20 protein-coding genes are annotated in these 18,342 nt (G+C 38.2%); 3 read left to right on the top strand and 17 right to left on the bottom strand.

Annotated features, from left to right (window positions below; translation table 11 throughout):
* Window positions 1–357: 357 nt before the first annotated feature.
* Window positions 358–798: a post-transcriptional regulator gene (locus FZF09_RS15620; protein WP_233269524.1), complete on the bottom strand. Its 441-nt coding sequence runs from the start codon at window positions 796–798 to the stop codon at window positions 358–360.
* A 153-nt stretch (window positions 799–951) separates the two neighbouring features.
* On the opposite strand from FZF09_RS15620, the gene spoVB reads away from it, so the two are divergent.
* On the top strand, window positions 952–2,490 hold the full coding sequence (gene spoVB / locus FZF09_RS15625) for a stage V sporulation protein B (protein ID WP_158737540.1): 1,539 nt from the start codon (window positions 952–954) through the stop codon (window positions 2,488–2,490).
* 9 nt (window positions 2,491–2,499) lie between these two features.
* Here spoVB and FZF09_RS15630 read toward each other — a convergent pair whose 3' ends face one another.
* Window positions 2,500–3,153 carry a DUF421 domain-containing protein gene (locus tag FZF09_RS15630; RefSeq protein ID WP_158737541.1) on the bottom strand — a complete coding sequence of 218 codons (654 nt, stop codon included), beginning with the start codon at window positions 3,151–3,153 and terminating at the stop codon, window positions 2,500–2,502.
* Between the two features lie 68 nt (window positions 3,154–3,221).
* On the bottom strand, window positions 3,222–4,517 hold the full coding sequence (locus FZF09_RS15635) for an ArsB/NhaD family transporter (protein ID WP_158737542.1): 1,296 nt from the start codon (window positions 4,515–4,517) through the stop codon (window positions 3,222–3,224).
* 278 nt (window positions 4,518–4,795) lie between these two features.
* On the opposite strand from FZF09_RS15635, the gene FZF09_RS15640 reads away from it, so the two are divergent.
* On the top strand, window positions 4,796–5,170 hold the full coding sequence (locus FZF09_RS15640; protein WP_158737543.1) for a TIGR04086 family membrane protein: 375 nt from the start codon (window positions 4,796–4,798) through the stop codon (window positions 5,168–5,170).
* 263 nt (window positions 5,171–5,433) lie between these two features.
* Here FZF09_RS15640 and yajC read toward each other — a convergent pair whose 3' ends face one another.
* The 10 genes from yajC to safA form a co-directional block, all read right to left on the bottom strand.
* Window positions 5,434–5,688 carry a preprotein translocase subunit YajC gene (gene yajC / locus FZF09_RS15645; protein ID WP_091586957.1) on the bottom strand — a complete coding sequence of 85 codons (255 nt, stop codon included), beginning with the start codon at window positions 5,686–5,688 and terminating at the stop codon, window positions 5,434–5,436.
* A gap of 58 nt (window positions 5,689–5,746) precedes the next feature.
* Entirely contained in the window at window positions 5,747–6,886 is a 1,140-nt protein-coding gene (tgt, locus tag FZF09_RS15650; protein ID WP_158737544.1) for a tRNA guanosine(34) transglycosylase Tgt, read from the bottom strand.
* Window positions 6,874–7,926 carry a tRNA preQ1(34) S-adenosylmethionine ribosyltransferase-isomerase QueA gene (queA, locus tag FZF09_RS15655; RefSeq protein WP_158737545.1) on the bottom strand — a complete coding sequence of 351 codons (1,053 nt, stop codon included), beginning with the start codon at window positions 7,924–7,926 and terminating at the stop codon, window positions 6,874–6,876. Before queA ends, tgt begins: the two co-directional genes overlap by 13 nt.
* Before the next feature lie 179 nt (window positions 7,927–8,105).
* Window positions 8,106–8,324 carry a DUF2905 domain-containing protein gene (locus tag FZF09_RS15660; protein ID WP_158737546.1) on the bottom strand — a complete coding sequence of 73 codons (219 nt, stop codon included), beginning with the start codon at window positions 8,322–8,324 and terminating at the stop codon, window positions 8,106–8,108.
* Window positions 8,317–9,321: a Holliday junction branch migration DNA helicase RuvB gene (ruvB, locus tag FZF09_RS15665; RefSeq protein ID WP_158737547.1), complete on the bottom strand. Its 1,005-nt coding sequence runs from the start codon at window positions 9,319–9,321 to the stop codon at window positions 8,317–8,319. The genes FZF09_RS15660 and ruvB overlap by 8 nt, the downstream gene beginning before the upstream one ends.
* Window positions 9,322–9,470: 149 nt before the next feature.
* A complete protein-coding gene (ruvA, locus tag FZF09_RS15670) occupies window positions 9,471–10,079 on the bottom strand; it encodes a Holliday junction branch migration protein RuvA (protein ID WP_158737548.1) in 609 nt (202 codons plus the stop codon).
* 79 nt (window positions 10,080–10,158) lie between these two features.
* Complete coding sequence (locus tag FZF09_RS15675) at window positions 10,159–10,440, bottom strand: BofC N-terminal domain-containing protein (protein WP_158737549.1); 282 nt, start codon at window positions 10,438–10,440, stop codon at window positions 10,159–10,161.
* Window positions 10,441–10,972: 532 nt separating this feature from the next.
* Window positions 10,973–11,728, bottom strand: coding sequence for a YebC/PmpR family DNA-binding transcriptional regulator (locus FZF09_RS15680; protein ID WP_158737550.1), 756 nt, complete (start codon window positions 11,726–11,728; stop codon window positions 10,973–10,975).
* Window positions 11,729–11,856: 128 nt separating this feature from the next.
* Complete coding sequence (locus FZF09_RS15685) at window positions 11,857–12,582, bottom strand: YhcN/YlaJ family sporulation lipoprotein (RefSeq protein WP_158737551.1); 726 nt, start codon at window positions 12,580–12,582, stop codon at window positions 11,857–11,859.
* 69 nt (window positions 12,583–12,651) lie between these two features.
* Window positions 12,652–13,671, bottom strand: a complete 1,020-nt coding sequence (gene safA, locus FZF09_RS23230) for a SafA/ExsA family spore coat assembly protein (protein ID WP_158737552.1) — start codon at window positions 13,669–13,671, stop codon at window positions 12,652–12,654.
* A 235-nt stretch (window positions 13,672–13,906) separates the two neighbouring features.
* Here safA and FZF09_RS15695 point away from each other — a divergent pair, with 235 nt between their 5' ends.
* On the top strand, window positions 13,907–14,443 hold the full coding sequence (locus FZF09_RS15695) for a transcription repressor NadR (protein WP_158737624.1): 537 nt from the start codon (window positions 13,907–13,909) through the stop codon (window positions 14,441–14,443).
* A gap of 74 nt (window positions 14,444–14,517) precedes the next feature.
* On the opposite strand, the gene pheA is transcribed toward FZF09_RS15695, so the two are convergent.
* The 4 genes from pheA to FZF09_RS15715 form a co-directional block, all read right to left on the bottom strand.
* Window positions 14,518–15,402, bottom strand: coding sequence for a prephenate dehydratase (pheA, locus tag FZF09_RS15700; RefSeq protein WP_158737553.1), 885 nt, complete (start codon window positions 15,400–15,402; stop codon window positions 14,518–14,520).
* Window positions 15,403–15,450: 48 nt separating this feature from the next.
* The gene (locus tag FZF09_RS15705) at window positions 15,451–15,903 is read right to left on the bottom strand and encodes an ACT domain-containing protein (RefSeq protein ID WP_158737554.1); all 453 of its coding nucleotides are present in this window, start codon (window positions 15,901–15,903) and stop codon (window positions 15,451–15,453) included.
* 605 nt (window positions 15,904–16,508) lie between these two features.
* The gene (obgE, locus tag FZF09_RS15710; RefSeq protein ID WP_158737555.1) at window positions 16,509–17,792 is read right to left on the bottom strand and encodes a GTPase ObgE; all 1,284 of its coding nucleotides are present in this window, start codon (window positions 17,790–17,792) and stop codon (window positions 16,509–16,511) included.
* A 10-nt stretch (window positions 17,793–17,802) separates the two neighbouring features.
* A complete protein-coding gene (locus tag FZF09_RS15715; protein ID WP_158737556.1) occupies window positions 17,803–18,339 on the bottom strand; it encodes a Spo0B C-terminal domain-containing protein in 537 nt (178 codons plus the stop codon).
* Between the last annotated feature and the right edge of the window lie 3 nt (window positions 18,340–18,342).

Genomic DNA, 18,342 nt, shown 5'->3' on the forward strand with positions numbered 1-18,342 from the left:
TAATGCTTTCATCCTCCTTCGGCCAGTTCCCTGATGCTGTTTAAAAACAGGGAAAAGGCTGACTAAAACCGGGTGTGTTACAACTAAATTAGACCACCTATAAAAAGCACAAACACCCTGGGAATAGGGAAGTTCAGTTAAAACCAAAGAACTCCTGCTGCATTTGCAAACGTCCTGTCCGCCCACAGCACCCACTTCACCTGCAGACATAAGCCTTGTGGCAACACTAAACGACCCCATCTCGTGTGGGGCCGAGCGGCTGGGCATTTCTGTTCTTTATAAACTTCTTTTTATTAAAAAAACTATGTAAAAGATTGCCTATGAAGCAGCATTTTAATTATACTGATGCCTGGTTTTTCATGTCAAATGACGTTTATTTGAAGTATGGTTTTCAATTTCATCCATTACGTTATTTAAATTTGAGGTGCGGCTCTCCTTATATGCAGAAATTGTTAATCTGTTCATGTATTCACTAAGTCTTAACGTTAATATTGCATTGATTAGTACATGAAAGCGCACGTAATCTTTTTTCTTTTTCAATTTTTCAATAACACACTTCCACACTTCCTCTTTATCTGCATGATTATATCCCATTAGTTGAAACTCCTCAACTTTACTTCTTAACGCCGGTTCAGCGTCTGACTTCCAAACTTCAAATTGCTGCTCACACATAATAGTTCCTCCCAAGTTTTTCTTCATTAAAAAAATGTCATGCCTGTCCGGACTTTTTGCATATACATTTCTAGAAGCAGAGGTTAATGACCATAGATCACAATTTCCACGATGAGCATTTTCCATAGTACAGGCCCGCAAATACGATAAGTGGATTGATAACATCCCTCTTAATTATGGTTTGAAATGTAATAGAGGTACTGGCTTCGGTGCTTCTTTACTTACAGATACAGTAGCCTTAAGAAAGGTTGCACTGTGAAAAAAGACGGGGGCGAAAGGATGAAACAAACCTTTATTCAAGGAACGATAATATTAATTATTGCTGGTTTAGTTACTCGCATTCTTGGCTTTTTAAATAGAATTATTACTGCTAAGATATTAGGCGCTGAAGGTGTAGGCCTGTATATGATGGCTTTTCCGTCTCTTTTACTTATTATTACCTTAACACAATTAGGCCTTCCTGTTGCGATATCTAAACTAATTGCCGAAGCAGAAATTCAAAATGACACCCGGAAAATGAAAAAAGTACTTGTAGTGTCGCTTTGTGTTACAGGGACGTTAAGTGTTCTCTTCACTATTGCTTTACTAACAGCAGCGCCTTTCTTTGCAAAATATTTTTTAACAGACGATCGTGCCCTTTATCCTTTAATTGCTATTACTCCTATCATCCCGATTGTAGCTGTTTCTGCAGTATTGAGAGGATACTTTCAAGGAAGACAGAATATGAAACCAACAGCCATTTCACAAGTATTAGAACAAACGGTGCGTATTTCCCTGGTAGCCGTATGTACAAAAGCATTACTCCCCTATGGACTGGAATATGCTGCAGCTGGCGCAATGCTTTCTGTTGTGGCAGGAGAACTTGTTTCGTTACTGTATATGATGAAATGTTTTAAAAGCAATAAACCATTAAAAGTAAGAAATCAATTTCTAGAGGCAGTTAAAGAAAGCAAGACTACTTTTCAAAATTTAATGGCTATTGCTTTGCCAGCTACTGGAAGCCGTATGATTGGTTCTATATCATTGTTTTTCGAACCGATTATCATTGCTCAAAGCCTTGCCCTCGCCGGGGTAGCTACAGCTGCAGCGACAGCTCAATACGGTGAACTAAGCGGGTTTGTGATACCTCTTTTGTTTTTACCTACATTTATTACCTATTCTTTTTCTGTCACATTAGTCCCTGCTGTCAGCGAAGCTGCAGCTAATAAAAATTACGCAGTTATTCAAAATAGACTCCGCCAAACGCTTAGGACTGCGTTATTAGCTGGGGTGTTTTCATCTCTCTTTTTATATGTCTTTGCAGAATTAGTAATGACAGTCATGTATGATGCCCCGCATACAGCATATTATATTAAGATCCTGGCTCCATTCAGTATTTTTCTATACTTGCAAGGCCCTCTACAAGCTGTATTACAAGGGCTTAACCTTGCAAGATCTGCGATGATAAATACGTTTGTCGGTGCTGTTATTAAAATGGCTGCTCTCTTTGTTCTTACATCACAGCCTGAACTGGGCATTAAGGGTGCTGCTTTAGCTGTTGCTATCAATATGATGCTCGTTACACTGCTTCATCTTTATGTGGTCTCTAAAACTGTAGGATTTATTTTTGAAGCTGGATATTGTTTTTTGGTTATTCTAACAGCTCTTTCATCTGTAATCGGTACACAAATAATTGTTAACCATTTTTTAGAAGAACAAACGGCTTTTATACAAACCGCAGCTGCAGGATCGCTGTCTGCAGGTCTGTATTTTATTCTTTTAATCTCAGCCGGAATAATAAAATGGAACCAGCTTAAAAAGCTCGTTCCTAAACTGTAGGCGGTTGATCTACTCTTCTTTTAAATCTATATATAATATCCCATTTTCCTGCAATACGCAGTAAGAGACAGCCTTTAAATTGTCAATTCCAGCCTTTCGTAATTCTCTGCGAAGCCATAATTCGTCTTTATTTGCCATTCCCAGCTGCTCAATTTGAATTTCACCGTCAATGACTAAGGGGATCGGATAGGAGTATTCCTGTTCATCCTCTTCGTTTGGTTTTTCAAACACAGACAAATCACCAGAAGGCTCTAGTATAGCAAATTCTACGTCTGACACATCTTTAATATCTTTTTCTCTAATTTGCATGAGCAAATCATCAAAATTGTATCGTTGCTTTTTCATTTCTTTTTCATTTATTTTTCCGTCTTTAATTAAAACGGCAGGTTTTCCATCAATAAGGTGCCGCAGTTTTGGACTTTTTAAAGATAAATACGCCAATACTATTTGAATGATAGAGAGCACAATAATTGGAGTAAACGCTTCAAAAACTGGGATAGTGACATTATCTATTGATACGACAGCTAGTTCAGCAATCATAATAGATACCACAAAATCTAAAACAGACAGCTCCCCGATTTCTCTTTTCCCCATCACTCGCAAAATGATCAATAAGAACAAATATACGAGGATGGTACGCAGCACAATAGTCAAGACCTCCACATTCTACACCTTCTTGTCTCAATTCGTCTCCGTTATTGTTACCTATCATCCTGATATACATGTATTGTTTAGTAAAGCAATAGATAACGTAAATAAACGTAAAGGGTGGAAACAATCAGTGAAACAAGAGCAGTAGGTGCGCCGATCTTAAAGAAATCAAGGTAACTGAAACCCTTTCCTTGTTTGGAAGCCAAACCTGCAACAATAACATTAGCCGTTGCCCCAATGAGAGTAGCATTCCCTCCAAGGCACGCTCCAAGCGCTAATGCCCACCACACTGGCTCAAGATCTCCCATTCCATAACCTTCTAATTCCTGTATTACAGGTATCATTGCTGCTACAAACGGAATATTATCTACAAAACCAGATACGATTCCAGAAATCCATAACAATGATAAAGATGTCTTTGTCATATTTCCTTCTGTCATAAATATTATGCCTCTAGCCAATTCTTCTAATAAACCAGTTTCTTCAAGACCTCCTACGAGCATAAACAGCCCTGCAAAAAAGAAAATGGTCGTCCATTCTATTTGTTTAAAGATAGCTTCAGGGTTTGCTTCTTTTTGTGTTAAAAACATTAAAAAGAGGGCTCCTCCCATCGCTATCGCTGTTAATTCCACTTTAAGCAAAGGCTGAAGCAAAAAAGCTGATATCGTCAAAAACAGTACCCATACTGATTTTTTTAAGAGCGATTTGCTCGTAATAAAATCGGCTGCTATAAGATCCATTAAATTCTGTCTTGCTTCCTGACTGTTTTTTCGTTTCAACACATTTTTGTAATATAGGGCAAGTCCTGTCATAGCAAGTACAAAAATGATGACCGAAGGAGGTCCTAGATGCACTAGAAAATCATTAAATGATAAATCTTTCGCTGCCTGTCCAATCATTAAATTTGGCGGGTCTCCAATTAATGTAGCCGTTCCGCCTATGTTTGATGAAATAATAATAGCCATAAGAAAAGGAAGTGTTTTTAAACGCAGCATGTTCGTTAATGTGAATACCACAGGTGTAATAAGCAGGACGGTTGTAACATTATTAAGAAATGCAGAGCCCACTGCTGTTAGGAAAGATAGTAATACAAGGAGCGGCAAAGGCCTTCCTTTTACTAGTTGAGCTGTCCTTATAGCCGCAAATTGAAACAATCCACTCTGACTGCTTATAGATACAATGATCATCATAGATAACAATAAGGCAATCGTATGCCAATCTATGTACCGAAAGAAAACATGAGCTAGATCAAGCACTCCGGAAATAACCATAAGCAAACCGCCTGCACAAGCTACTAAAGCACGGTCGCCTCTTTCGGTAATAAGAAAAAAATAACTAATCATGAATATGAAAAGAGCAAGTGCTACTTCTTCCACTTAAGCTACCACCTTTTTACGGGTTTGTACTAGCTTATGTATAGAGAGCACTCTTTTGAACTGATAATTTGTTTTTATGAAAAACTTGGTTTGACTCCTTTGTAAAGTATAAAGGAAACACTGCAATGTCTTATACGTTGAGATGCCGTCGTTTGCTTATACACTTTACCACTTTTTCTTACGATGTATGAAAAAATGGCTGCTGCCAAAACAAACTTCTTCTATTTTCGTCTCCTTGTCCATATATCTTAATTAACAGGAAATAAAGGGGGAGAATTATGGAGCGTTCTAGCCGTTTTAATGCAATAGGGGCAGGTATGGTTGTCATTATCGGACTGCTCATTGGCTGCAGCATTATCTTTTCTGTAATGCTTCGATTCACAGCTATATCTGAAGGATCCATCCAATGGTTATTATTTATATTGGCTCTCATTAGTTTTGGAATAGGGGGATTTATTTCAGGTCTAAGGGCAAAGGAAAAGGGAATGTTCACTGGTATGTTAACAGCTGCGGGAGTCCTATGTATTGTCATATTATTTCAATATCTTGGGTATGACAGTTCCTTATCAGGTATGCAAGCCGTTTTTTTCTCTAGTTTTCTCGCTTCATCCGCAATCGGAGGGGCAATTGGAGTAAACGCTGTTTCCCTTTAATAATTATGTAGTGAAGAGGCTGTCCCAAAAGTCAGTTTCTCGGCACGCGCAACTGGAATATATTCACTATCTGCGAGCCGCAAATAACTGCGAGATCTTTACACTTCCCTATTTCCCGCAGAGTAGTATCACATATTCCAGTTGCTAGATAACATACCCTAAACTAACCTTTTGAGACAGTCCTATTGAAGCTAATCTTTTCATTTCTGAGACATTGTCAAAAAGAGACTTGTTTGCACCTTACTTATGTAAATGAAGACCTATTAGTCCTCATTAACGACATCGCGTACAGAATTGCGGTCAAAAGTCAGCTTTTGATTATTCTCTACAAGAAGAACAATTTTGTTTTCATCTAACGCATCAATCGTCCCATGCAAACCGCCGATGGTGACAATGCGGTCTCCCTTTTGCAAGTTGGAATGCATTTCCCGAACCTGTTTTTGTCGTTTTTGCTGCGGACGGATCAGCAAGAAATAAAAAATAGCAAACATGAGCACCAGCATAATAATTGCTTCCATTATTTTCCCTCCCTTCATAGCCTTCCATTAGTGAAGCTGAAATACAGCGCTTCTTCCTTTAAAAATTTTTAGCATTCTGGCTGTAAAATCCGTATTGTTCAAAAAACTCCTCTTTAAAATCAAGCAGCCTGTCATTTTCAATAGCTTCACGTACCTGTTGCATTAATTTTAACAGGAAATAAAGATTATGGTAAGAAGTAAGTCTGAAACCAAATGTTTCATTGCACTTAACTAGATGTCTAATATAAGCTCGCGAATAATTTTTACATGTATAACAATCACACTGCTCATCAAGCGGACGAAAATCCCGTGTATATTTTGCATTACGTACTACAAGCCGTCCTCTGCTAGTCATGCATGTACCATTTCTAGCAATTCGAGTTGGCAAGACGCAATCAAACATGTCTATTCCTCTAATTGCCCCATCAATTAGAGAATCTGCTGAACCTACCCCCATTAAGTACCGGGGCTTGTTTACTGGTAAAAGCGGAGTAGTAAAGTCCAATACTTCATTCATGACATCTTTAGGTTCCCCTACAGATAATCCGCCTACAGCATAACCCGGAAAGTCTAAAGAAATCAAATCATTTGCAGATTGTTTCCTTAAATCTTCATATTCTCCACCTTGAACAATACCAAATAAAGCTTGATCATTTGGTCTTTGATGAGCTTCTAAACAACGTTTTGCCCACCTTGTAGTACGTTCAACAGAAGCTTTCATATAATCCCTATCAGCAGGATATGGCGGACATTCATCAAATGCCATCATAATATCAGGCCCAAGCGCATTTTGAATGTTCATTGCTTTCTCAGGAGATAGAAATAGTTTTTCGCCGCTAATATGATTTCTAAAATGTACCCCTTCTTCTTTAATATCTCGAAGTTTACTTAAGCTGAAAACCTGATAACCGCCTGAGTCTGTAAGTATTGGCTTATCCCAATTCATAAAAGAATGAAGGCCGCCGGCTTCAGCAATGATATCTTCTCCAGGACGAAGCCATAAGTGATATGTATTACTTAAAATAATCTGTGCTGCCATATCATCTAATTCTTCGGGACTTAACGTCTTAACCGTAGCCAATGTACCTACGGGCATGAAGATAGGAGTGTCAATTGCACCGTGAGGAGTGTGGATTTTCCCTAATCTTGCTCCTGATTGTTTACATGTTTTAATCAGTTCGTATGTCACTGCCGCCATGTTTTGTGACTTCCTTTCATAATAAGCATAGCATCGCCAAAACTAAAGAACCGATAACGTTCTTTAACTGCTTCTTCATATGAAGATAATAAAAACTCTCTTCCTGCCATAGCGCTAACAAGCATTACAAGTGTAGACTTTGGCAGGTGGAAATTGGTAAGAAGCGCATCTATTCCTTGAAAGCAGTAGCCAGGATAAATAAAAATATCTGTCCAGCCTGAATCTTTTTTAAATCTTCCCTGTTCCTTTTGGGCAACTGTCTCTAATGTTCGCGCAGAAGTTGTGCCGACTGCTATAATGTTATTTCCATTGTCTTTTGTTTCATTTAATAGCTTAGCTGTACCTTCACTTATTTGATAAAACTCTGCATGCATATGATGATCTTCTATAGTTTCAGCAGCCACCGGACGAAACGTACCTAATCCGACATGGAGTGTTACTGTAGTAACGTGAACGCCCATTTTTTTTATACGATGCAATAGATCTTCTGTAAAATGCAAGCCGGCCGTAGGAGCCGCAGCAGAGCCATCATGTTTTGCATAAACCGTCTGATATCTATCATTATCAGAAAGCTTTTCCTTTATGTAAGGAGGAAGCGGCATCTCCCCCAATTCATCGAGTATTTCTAAAAATACACCTTCATATTCAAACCGGAGCGTTCTTCCGCCATGTTCTAAAGCCCCTGTACACTCTGCTGTTAATTTACCATTTCCAAAGGAAAGTTTCGTACCAGGTTTCACTCGCTTAGCTGGTTTGATTAACGTTTCCCATTCATCTTCTTGCTCTTGATTTAAGAGGAGTACTTCTACTTGTCCGCCTGTTTCTTTTTCTCCGAACAAACGGGCAGGGAGGACTCTTGTATCATTAAGAACAAGACAATCCCCTTCTTTAAGATAATTTAATAAATCAGGAAACATTTCATGTTTATAATTGGCCGTTTCCGGGTCTAGTACCATTAACCGGGAGGCATCTCTTTTTTTTAGGGGGGTTTGAGCTATTAATTCTTCTGGCAGCGCGAAATTAAAATCTTCCACATTCATTTATTTTCAACCTCTTTCTCCTGTTTCCTCTCTAATACCTGAGATTAAGGAAACAAACCTGCATCTGTGTAATAGAATAACTTGGTTTGCCCGAGCCCAAACAAAAGATGACTTAGACTTTTTTACCAATATAACTTACCTTCCTAACAGTACAAAAAAAACGAAACGATGGCAAGCAGTTAACGGAAGCGGCCTATAATATAAAATACAAGAGAAAGTACGATGCTAATAACGATGGACGTAACGATCGGAAAATAAAACGTAGAGTTTTCCTTCTTTATAATGATATCACCTGGCAATTTACCAAGGGATATAAATTTTCCTCCTGCCTGCCAAATGAGGCCAAACAGGATGAGAGCAATACCAAGACCGATCAACATTTTTGGTATATCAGCCACGATCTGGCACCTCCATTTGCAAATACTCGTAGACTTGTGCTGTTACCATGCGGCCTCGAGGTGTTCTTACCAAAAAACCTATCTGCATTAAGTACGGTTCATAAACGTCTTCTAATGTGTTTGCTTCTTCCCCAATCGTTGCCGCAAGTGCTTCTACACCGACAGGGCCTCCTCTAAATTTTTCTATAATGCTGACAAGCAGTTTATGATCAACCTCATCTAACCCAAGTCGATCAACTTGTAATCTTTCAAGGGCTGTGCCAGCAAGCGTTAAAGAGACTTTGCTGCTTCCTTTTACTTGAGCAAAATCCCTGACTCTTCTTAATAAACGGTTCGCAATTCTTGGTGTACCTCTTGACCGCCTTGCCAGTTCTAGAGCTGCATCTTCTTCTATTTGAACACCCAATAATTCACCACTGCGATTAACTATTTTTGCAAGTTCTGTTTCGTTGTAATATTCGAGTCTAGAATGCACCCCAAAACGGTCTCTTAAAGGGGAAGACAGCATACCGGCCCGCGTCGTCGCTCCTACAAGCGTAAAAGGAGGAAGGTCTAAGCGAACAGATCTTGCTGTTGATTCTTTCCCAATAATTATGTCTATACAAAAATCTTCCATGGCTGGATATAATACTTCTTCAACAGAACGAGGCAAACGGTGGATTTCATCTATAAATAGGACATCGCCCGGTTCTAGTGCAGTTAACACGGCGGCTAAATCACCAGGACGTTCTACAGCAGGGCCTGAGGTTGTCCTAATGTTTACTCCCATTTCATTTGCAATAATCATTGCAAGGGTTGTTTTCCCAAGTCCCGGGGGGCCATACAAAAGGACATGATCAAGGCACTCTTCACGAATTTTTGCCGCTTCTATGAAGACTTCAAGATTTTCTTTTACTTTTTCCTGACCGATGTATTGAGAAAAATCTATCGGCCTAATGCTGCTTTCTGCGATATCTTCTTCTCCATGAGCTTCCTGTGAAACCACGCGTTCTTCCATATTAACACCACCTGCTGCTTGCTTTAACTCATCAAACTAATATGTTATGCCAAGCCTTCTTAATGAGCACTTCTTAAAAATGGCAAACATTCTCAACTAATTTTCAAAAAACAAACCGGTTTTTCCACATAAATGTGTTGAAAATTATTTTAAGCAAGCATCCATTGTAATGCTTTTCTTACATATTCATCCGCACTCAAATTTTCCTTTTTTAATTTAGGTTTTACTTTTGCAATTTCTTTTTCTCCATAGCCTAAGGCTCTTAGTGCTTCTAAAGCTTCTTCTAATTCATCATCTTCTTCGATGGAGTGTATTGGCTCATCCTTTAAATCTAAAGTGGAACCAGCAGAGTTTCCAATGATATCCTGAAGCTTTCCTTTTAAGTCGAGTATCATTTGTCTAGCTGTTTTTTTACCGACTCCGGGAAACTTGACCAGAAATTTATCATTTTCTTCTTCAATTGCCTGCATCACTTGAGCTGGTGCTCCCGCTGCAAGAATTGCAAGCGCTCCTTTAGGTCCAATTCCTGATACTTGTAATAGAAGTTCAAATAATCCTCTTTCTTTTCTAGATGCAAACCCGTACAATCGCAAAACATCTTCTCGAACATATTGATATGTATAAATGATGATCTCTTGGTCTTTTTTATCAAAAACAAACGGGTTTGCACAATAAATAAGATACCCAATGTTATTTACTTCTAATGTTAATGTTTCTCTTTCTGTGTGAACAACCGATCCTCTAAGAAATTCATACAAAACAAGTTACTTCCTTTCCTCATAAACGCGAACATGCTTTCTTTAATAATAGCAAACTGCAGTCATAATGAAAATCATATTAATGCTTTTCATATGGTTTTCTTAAAATTATTTGATCTTGTTTTTGATCGATTAATTCCCAATTTTGATACTTACTCCAGAAATCTTCCACTGCCCATACCGTCTCGTATTTTTTTTCTGTTACGACCAAACCATTTGATGTTTCTTTTTCTAATATCACTTCATAGATTGCAGGATAACGAGCGTGATAATTATCCGTTTCAGCTCCTGCTTGAGATGATAAAAGGATTGTTCCAGTCAAAAGTATCGTTATAATATATCGAGTTACTGAAATTAACATATACTATCTCCTTTTTCTTTTCTTTCTATTGAAGGATAAAAATTATTGATGGACAGTGATGTCATAAAAGTTTTCTTAAGAAAAGCGCAAGCGCCCTGGTCAGCCGCGACAGGTTCTGGAGCTTTCGCGCAGGGTCGCCTGCAGCCCGGAGTCGAAAGGGAAGACATAAGACGTTCAGCTCATTTTAATAAACTTCTCCTAAGATCGCACACGTCGACGCATAGGATGTGCTAATGTCGCCAATGCCACAGGACGTGGCGTTTTTGGCGACGAGTGTGCAACGTAGAAGTCACCACATCGTGTGGAAGTACGTCCAGTGACAACGCTGAACTGGCTTGTACAAGAGGTGTTGACTTTTGCGTTGCGACAGGACGTTCGCGGTCTAGCAAAAGTTCCTCTTTATCGTGTGCGCCTGAGCGGCTGGGCGCTGAAGCTAGACATCAAAAACGCCAAATGTTTATAATTTCTTACCTTTTTAGAAAAACCTTTTTTATGGAAAGGATCCCCCATAAAAAAGGTTTTTATGCCGCCATTATTCATAAGCCACTCTAGAAAGCTGTTCTTCATTTATTTCAAAATTATGATACACGCTTTGCACATCATCGTTATCTTCTAATGCATCAATCATTTTTAACATTTTTTCTGCATGTTCATCAGTAACTTCAGCGTAGGTCTGCGGTATCATTGTTACTTCTGCTTTTGAAAAACGAAAGTTATTTTCTTCTAATTTTTGTTTTACGTTTTCAAATTCTTCTGGAGCTGTTTGAATGAAGAAATTTTCTTTGTCTGATTCAAACTCTTCGGCTCCTGCCTCAATCGCTTCAAGCATAAGTTCATCTTCATCAATATCTTCTGTACGACTAATAAATAATTGGCCCTTTTTATCAAAAAGAAAGGAAACACAGCCATTTTCACCCAAGTTCCCTCCATGCTTTGTAAATGCATGACGAATATCTGCCGCTGAGCGGTTTTTGTTATCGGTAAGAGCTTGAACCATGACTGCAGCCCCTCCTGGACCGTAGCCTTCATATGTTATCTCTTCGTATTGCACACTGCCTGATTCGCCTGCTGCTTTTTTTATCGTTCTTTCAATATTATCATTTGGAATATTTTCCGCTTTCGCTTTTGTCAAAGCCATGCGCAGCCTTAAATTTGTATTTGGATCCGTTCCACTTTCTCTAACTGCAGCAAAAATTTCTTTTGAAAGCTTAGTAAAAATTTTGGCGCGTTTAGCATCCTGACTCTCTTTTCTTCTCTTAATATTATGCCACTTGGAATGTCCCGCCATTGTTCATTCCTCCTCCAATTATTAAATATAGCACATAAATCCAGAACAATGAAAGGTTTCCAAAATTATAAAGGATTAAATAAAAGCGTTTCACAGAGGGGTTTCCTGCTGTGAAACGCTTTTTCTTGTTAACTGTCCTCAAAAGGTCTCTGTGCTGCGTTACTTAAATCTTCAATCATAGCGTTAATGGTATCTCCTGCTTCATCTAAGCCCATACCATTTTGCAAGTTATCATCGATCTCTTGAATGTTTCCATATTGTTCTTCATCGGTAGTAACATAAACATTTTTATTTTCATCTAAATCTTCTTCAACTTCAGCTTTAATTTTTTCAGCTAATTTATCTGCTTTTTCTTCATCTTCATAGGTGTCAATACCAATAAGAACATCCTGGTCACGCACGATGACTCGGGCATCATCTACACCATTTAATTCTTCTACTTCACTAGAAATTTCTTCAGCTGTTTGTTGGTTATTGCCTTGACCTCCAGCTTGGCCTCCACCTTGACCATTGTTTATATTTCTAGTGTTTAGATTTCCGCGGTCACCAATCATTCCACCTCTATCACCTATTTGACCACGGCCATCTCCTACGCCTCGATAATTACCACCTTGCTGGCGATCATCTACTGTCATCATGTCAGTAACTGGTCCTTCACCGCGATAATTATCACGTCTGAAATTCCCGCCAGTGTTTCGACCATCCATGTTATTATCATATCCACTATAGCGTGCGGGAGATGCTCCCATTTCATTATCGTCAGCAGCTCCACAACCTGTTAATCCACTTGCAATAATTGTAAATGCTGTCATCGTTAATGCAGCTTTCTTCATTAAAAAACCTCCTTTCATCATTTAGCTTGACTCAAGGAGGCTTTTTTTAAGCTGTTAGTTGAAGGTAATAAAGGTAAATGTATTTATTTTTTATTCTTCGTCTCTGTTATAATTATTCATCCATGGAGAATACATACCACCGAAATCATTGCCATTATTATCGTTACTGTAATTATTGTTATAATTATTGTTGCTGTTATAATTATTGTCGTTATTATAGTTATTATTATAATTACTGTAACCTCCATAATTACCATTGTAATTGTGATATGGATTCATCATGTGGCTTGGTGAATATTGATTATAGCCATTCATACTCTCAGAAATGTACGGCATAGGCGCATGCTGCATCATGTTTCCATCACAAGGTCCTCCACTCATAGGAGAGTGCATCGGCTGCATCGGCGGGTGCATAGGCATCATAGGAGAAGGACCGCAAGGAGAACAACATGGCATCATTGGCGGCATTGGAGCGCAAGGACTATGTCCTGGTCCTGGCATCATATAAGGCATTGTATGATGCATAGGGGATTGATGCATTGGCATAGTTTGCATTTTTGGTGTTTTTGGCATTTTAGGCATTTTAGGCATTTTAGGCATTTTTTGTTGTTCCATTGGCTTAACCATTGGTTTTTCATCTTTTTTCTTAGGTGCATATTTTTCTTTTACAGGCTGCTGCTTGGGCTTTTCTTTTTTAGGTGCTTCGGTTGGCGGCTTTGACGGGTATGGTTTGTATAAATTAACATTCATATTAAAATGCTGTTCTTGTGACGGACTGACTACTGGTGGTTTTGGAGGCATTTTAGGTTTAGGTGCTTGAGGCTGTTTTGGTGCTGGTTTTTTCTGAATTGGTTGTTTAGGTTCAGGCTTTTTTGGTACTTGCTGCTCTTTTTTTTGTTCTTTAGGTTTATACTGTTGATTAACGTTTGGTTTTTGTTGTTCTTTTTTTACCGGCACACTTTTGGTCGGGATTTTTATCTTCATACCTGGCATTATTTTATCCGGATCTGACAGATGAGTATTCGCCTTTTTTACTGATTCAAAATCAACATTATACTGCTGGGCAAGTTTCCATAATGTATCTCCTTTTTGAACAATATGAATTTGCATTATATTTCCTCCTCCTAGAAATGATCGAAGCCGGTTTGAAGAAGTTATAAACGGCTTACTTCTTCCGTTCCGTTCCCATCGTCTATGGCAAGCATATGCTAGAGGAAATATATATATGACTTCCCTTCAAAACGCTAAGAGCCTATACTATGCGTAAAAATCAGGATCTTGTAAGATTAAACTAATCATTATTTTTGTATTGGAGGGTTTTACATTGGTAAAACAATCAGATAAAATGCCGGGAAAAAAACGAAGAGAATTGATTTTAGACTGGCTCTCAGAAAGTGATGATCCCATTACAGGAAGTGAACTTGCTATAAAAACAAATGTAAGCAGACAAGTTATTGTTCAAGACATTTCTTTACTTAAAGCAAAAAACCACCCAATTATTGCAACGTCTCAAGGTTATTTACTTATTGCTAATGAAGAAAGTACATCCGTAAGAAAGCAGATAGCGTGTTTTCATTCTTCTGATCGAGCTGTAACGGAAGAGGAATTAAATTTAATGGTAGATCATGGGGCCAAAGTGGTGGATGTTACGATCGAACACCCTTTATATGGTGATTTAACAGCTTCTCTAATGGTTTCAAGCCGAAAAGACGTGCAGCAATTTATTAAAGAGTTAGATAAGACGAATGCGCCTCTTCTCTCTGAACTGACTGATGGTACTCATTTACATACAATCGAAGCCTCTTCTGAAAAAATTATTCAGGACGTAGAAGAAGCACTAAAAAATAAAGGTTTTCTTTTGAATTCATTTACAAAAGAATAGTGTCATTTAGTATGTAAGTATTTTTCTTATTATGCGTTTTTCATTCTTATTTTATAATAAATTAAGCCTTCCCCTTATTCGAGGATAGGCTTAACTTCTAAACTGTGAGAGAGAAAACAGGGATAGCTCCCAAGAATACGTACTCCGCATCCAAGTGCTTCTAATTCTGCAATAACACCTGGAATTAGCACATCATCCATATCTTGGTCCACATCAATTATAAAGAAATAATTGCCGATACCTGTCTTCATGGGCCTTGATTCAATTTTTGTTAAATTTAATTTACGCCAGGCGAAAGCTGAAAGTACTTGATGTAATGCGCCTGAATAATCTGAAGGAAGGGTAATCATTAAAGTAGTTTTTCCGCTTTGATTTTCTTTACTTTCGAAAGAGTCCTTATTGTCTTTATTAGAAAGTAATACAAACCGAGTATGGTTGTTATCATAATCATGAATATTTTGTTTTACTATTTTTAAACCATATTTTTCTGCAGCTAAATAATTTGCAATAGCAGCTCCATTAAATCCCGGGTGCTCAGAAATATCTTTTGCTGCGGAACTCGTGGAATTGGTGTAATGAATTTTTGCATTTGGCAAGTTATTATTTATAAAGTCATCACATTGAGCAATCGCTTGCGGATGAGAATAAATATTACTTATATCCTCCCAGTCCTTTTCTCTAGCTGGATGTACCATGAGATGCTGTTCAATCGGAACGGTGATCTCTCCGATAATTGGAAGGTCATGTTTATGGATTAAGTAATCGAGGGTCATATTAACCGAACCTTCAATGGCATTTTCCAATGGTACAACAGCAATATCAATGTCACTTTTAGCTGCAGCAGCCATGCAAGAAGGTATCGTAGAATAAGGATAGCGATCATTACCTGGCAATACAGCTTTTGCAGCCGCTTCTGTAAATGATCCTTCTGGCCCTAAGTACCCGACTTTTTTTGTCATTTACTCCACTCCTTTTCATTTAAACCGTCATGGATATCAACTATTTATCTAAAGGGAACCTGAACCAACAATTTCTGCTTTATCCACTGCTTCCATTGCTTGAATCCTTTTTACCAACTCCATTACTTCAACTTTTAAAGCAGAAGTATCCACAGTCAAAGTTACATTTGCGTGTCCTTGTAAAGGAATGGATTGATTAATGGTTAAGACATTCGAGTTCGCCTTGGCTACTTCCTTTAATAATGCAGATAATGAACCTGACTTATCAGCGAGTTGTATAGATAAAGTGATAATTTGTTCTTGAATCATTTGATGAAACGGGAAAACAGCGTCCCTGTATTTATAAAAAGCGCTTCTGCTCAAATCTACTGTTTGTACAGCTTCTGCTACTTTATGAACTTTACCGCTTTCTAAAAGTGCTTTAGCATCTAATGTTTTTTGCATGGCTTCTGTTAACATATCCTGTCTCACCAAATAAAAGTTATCGATTTTTTCTGCCATATTTACACCACCGCCGGTACTGGTTGTGTCCAGTGATTGTACCGCACTGATTACTTATTATAAAGTTGCAAAAACTTTTTGACAACGTTCCTGAATGAATTTCATAATTCATTTCTATATCATTATAAACGAACGTTAAATAAAATTCCCTCATTATTGTTCGATTTTCGCTTCAGACGGACTCATTCACCCTCGGGGCACAAGTGCGACATCTACTCCAACTCCCTTTGTTCGTTCTCGTAGTGTCTTCTTTGCCGCGGGCTTGGCTTCAGCCTCCTCGGCAGCAAGCTGCCTGGGGTCGTCAGCTCAAGCTTATCCCGCAGGAATCGCCGCCTTCCGCTACAATCGATATAATGTTCGTTTTTGATAATCAAAATAGTACTTATGAAATTGATTCTCCTATAATAATTATTAAAAAACGTACTTTGACATACTCATACCGTCTATCCCGGTGAGCATTTATTTAATCAGTATATTTTCAACCGTATACTGAGCATCGCTTGAAAGTACTTGGAATGGCAACTCAGCGTCTTAGAATGGAGCATTCTCAATTAATCACGAAAACGCTGAATATTTTTAGATCCCCAAATTTTTTGTTATACCCATTATTCAATAAACTCGAATTCAAAATCAAGCAGCCTAACCGTATCACCATTTTGGGCTCCTTTTTTCCTTAATGCCTCATCAATACCCATATGACGCATTTTCCTAGAAAAGCGCCTTACAGACTCATCACGTGTCATATCAGTCATTTTAAATGCTTTTTCAATTTCTGGTCCAGAAAGGACAAATGCCCCATCACCATCACGGGAAATAGAAAATGGGTCTTCTTTTTTCTCAAATCGATAAACTACTCTTTCTTTGTTTTCCTCTTCATCATATAACGGAAATTCAGAAGTATTGTCTACGAGGTCAGCCACTTCTCGAATCATTTCTTTTAAGCCTTTTTTGGTCAAAGTAGATACAGGAAAGACTTTATAATTATCCGGCACTTTTTCTTTAAATTGCTCTAAGTTTTTTTCTGCATCAGGCATATCCATTTTATTAGCCATTATTACTTGGGGACGTTCAAGCAGCCTTAAATTATATTGTTTCAGTTCATCGTTAATTTTCTCGAAATCTTCTAAAGGATCCCGGCCTTCTAAACCTGACATATCAATAACATGTATAATCACTTTTGTACGTTCAATGTGTCTTAAAAATTGATGTCCTAAACCGACGCCTTCATGGGCCCCTTCTATTAAGCCAGGTAAATCCGCTAACACAAAACTGCGGCCGTCTTCTACTGCTACCACTCCAAGATTGGGATTTAATGTCGTAAAATGATAATCGGCAATTTTAGGTTTAGCTGCAGAAACAACGGATAACAAGGTTGATTTACCCACACTTGGAAATCCAACTAACCCAACATCCGCTAATACTTTTAATTCAAGATTAATGTATCGTTCTTCTGCCGGTTCTCCCTTTTCGCTTAATTCAGGAGCGGGGTTTGCCGGAGTCGCAAAACGTGTATTGCCTCTTCCACCTCTACCTCCTTTTGCAACAATGGCGCGTTCTCCATGTTCTGTGAGATCTGCAATGACTTCTTTCGTATCATCATCTGTAATCGTCGTGCCGGGAGGGACTTTTATAACAAGGTCTTCGGCATTTTTACCGTGCTGATTTTTAGGACGGCCATTTTCTCCGGCTTTTGCTTTAAAATGCTTTTGATATCGAAAATCCATTAAAGTGCGAAGTCCTTCATCCACTTCAAGAATTATATCCGCACCTTTCCCACCATCTCCGCCTGCCGGACCGCCTTCGGGAACAAATTTTTCACGCCTGAAAGCGACCATTCCATTACCGCCGTCACCAGCCTTTATATAAACTTTTACTTTATCCACAAACAATGTTTTCACCTCATTTATTATTCCATGCTGTAAAAAATATTTCTTTTTCATTACAAACAACATTCGTTACGAAGCAATGATTAGAAGAAGAGGAGAAAGTGTAAAACCAATTACTTATTTCTTCTAGCTTTTCAATTTCTCCTAGAAAATCAAACTCTAGAAAAGGTTTCTCCAAAGCATCAATCGTAATAAGTAACTTATTGTCAGCCCCTGGAATGAGTGATTGATCTAGAATATGAAGGAAGTTCGTTATTAAATCATACCATTCATTATCATAAACAGAGCAGCTTGTTGCATTATCTGTGACTTCTATATCTAAATTAAACATGCGGGAATACCAATTAAATGTTAGTAAATATGCCGCTGTTTTAGGTATTTCCAAACGTGTTAATCTGCTTTCGTGCTCTTTTTTCTGTATCGTTTTCTCCACTATTTCTTCTACTTTTCCATATCGTTCTAAAGTGATATTTCCCTTTATTATTTGTAAAACATTCATCCAATCATGCCTAGAATGATTTAATAATTCTAATTCCTTTTTTGCATCCACTGC

Source organism: Alteribacillus sp. YIM 98480 (assembly GCF_009765375.1).
Taxonomy (GTDB): domain Bacteria; phylum Bacillota; class Bacilli; order Bacillales; family Marinococcaceae; genus Alteribacillus.

What these genes read in the sequence shown, in the direction of transcription:
- FZF09_RS15620 (WP_233269524.1), bottom strand. Translation starts at nt 798, where the DNA reads ATGGAAAATGCTCATCGTGGAAATTGTGATCTATGGTCATTAACCTCT.
- spoVB (WP_158737540.1), top strand. Translation starts at nt 952, where the DNA reads ATGAAACAAACCTTTATTCAAGGAACGATAATATTAATTATTGCTGGT.
- FZF09_RS15640 (WP_158737543.1), top strand. Translation starts at nt 4,796, where the DNA reads ATGGAGCGTTCTAGCCGTTTTAATGCAATAGGGGCAGGTATGGTTGTC.
- yajC (WP_091586957.1), bottom strand. Translation starts at nt 5,688, where the DNA reads ATGGAAGCAATTATTATGCTGGTGCTCATGTTTGCTATTTTTTATTTC.
- tgt (WP_158737544.1), bottom strand. Translation starts at nt 6,886, where the DNA reads ATGGCGGCAGTGACATACGAACTGATTAAAACATGTAAACAATCAGGA.
- queA (WP_158737545.1), bottom strand. Translation starts at nt 7,926, where the DNA reads ATGAATGTGGAAGATTTTAATTTCGCGCTGCCAGAAGAATTAATAGCT.
- ruvB (WP_158737547.1), bottom strand. Translation starts at nt 9,321, where the DNA reads ATGGAAGAACGCGTGGTTTCACAGGAAGCTCATGGAGAAGAAGATATC.
- FZF09_RS15675 (WP_158737549.1), bottom strand. Translation starts at nt 10,440, where the DNA reads ATGTTAATTTCAGTAACTCGATATATTATAACGATACTTTTGACTGGA.
- FZF09_RS15680 (WP_158737550.1), bottom strand. Translation starts at nt 11,728, where the DNA reads ATGGCGGGACATTCCAAGTGGCATAATATTAAGAGAAGAAAAGAGAGT.
- FZF09_RS15685 (WP_158737551.1), bottom strand. Translation starts at nt 12,582, where the DNA reads ATGATGAAAGGAGGTTTTTTAATGAAGAAAGCTGCATTAACGATGACA.
- safA (WP_158737552.1), bottom strand. Translation starts at nt 13,671, where the DNA reads ATGCAAATTCATATTGTTCAAAAAGGAGATACATTATGGAAACTTGCC.
- FZF09_RS15695 (WP_158737624.1), top strand. Translation starts at nt 13,907, where the DNA reads ATGCCGGGAAAAAAACGAAGAGAATTGATTTTAGACTGGCTCTCAGAA.
- pheA (WP_158737553.1), bottom strand. Translation starts at nt 15,402, where the DNA reads ATGACAAAAAAAGTCGGGTACTTAGGGCCAGAAGGATCATTTACAGAA.
- FZF09_RS15705 (WP_158737554.1), bottom strand. Translation starts at nt 15,903, where the DNA reads ATGGCAGAAAAAATCGATAACTTTTATTTGGTGAGACAGGATATGTTA.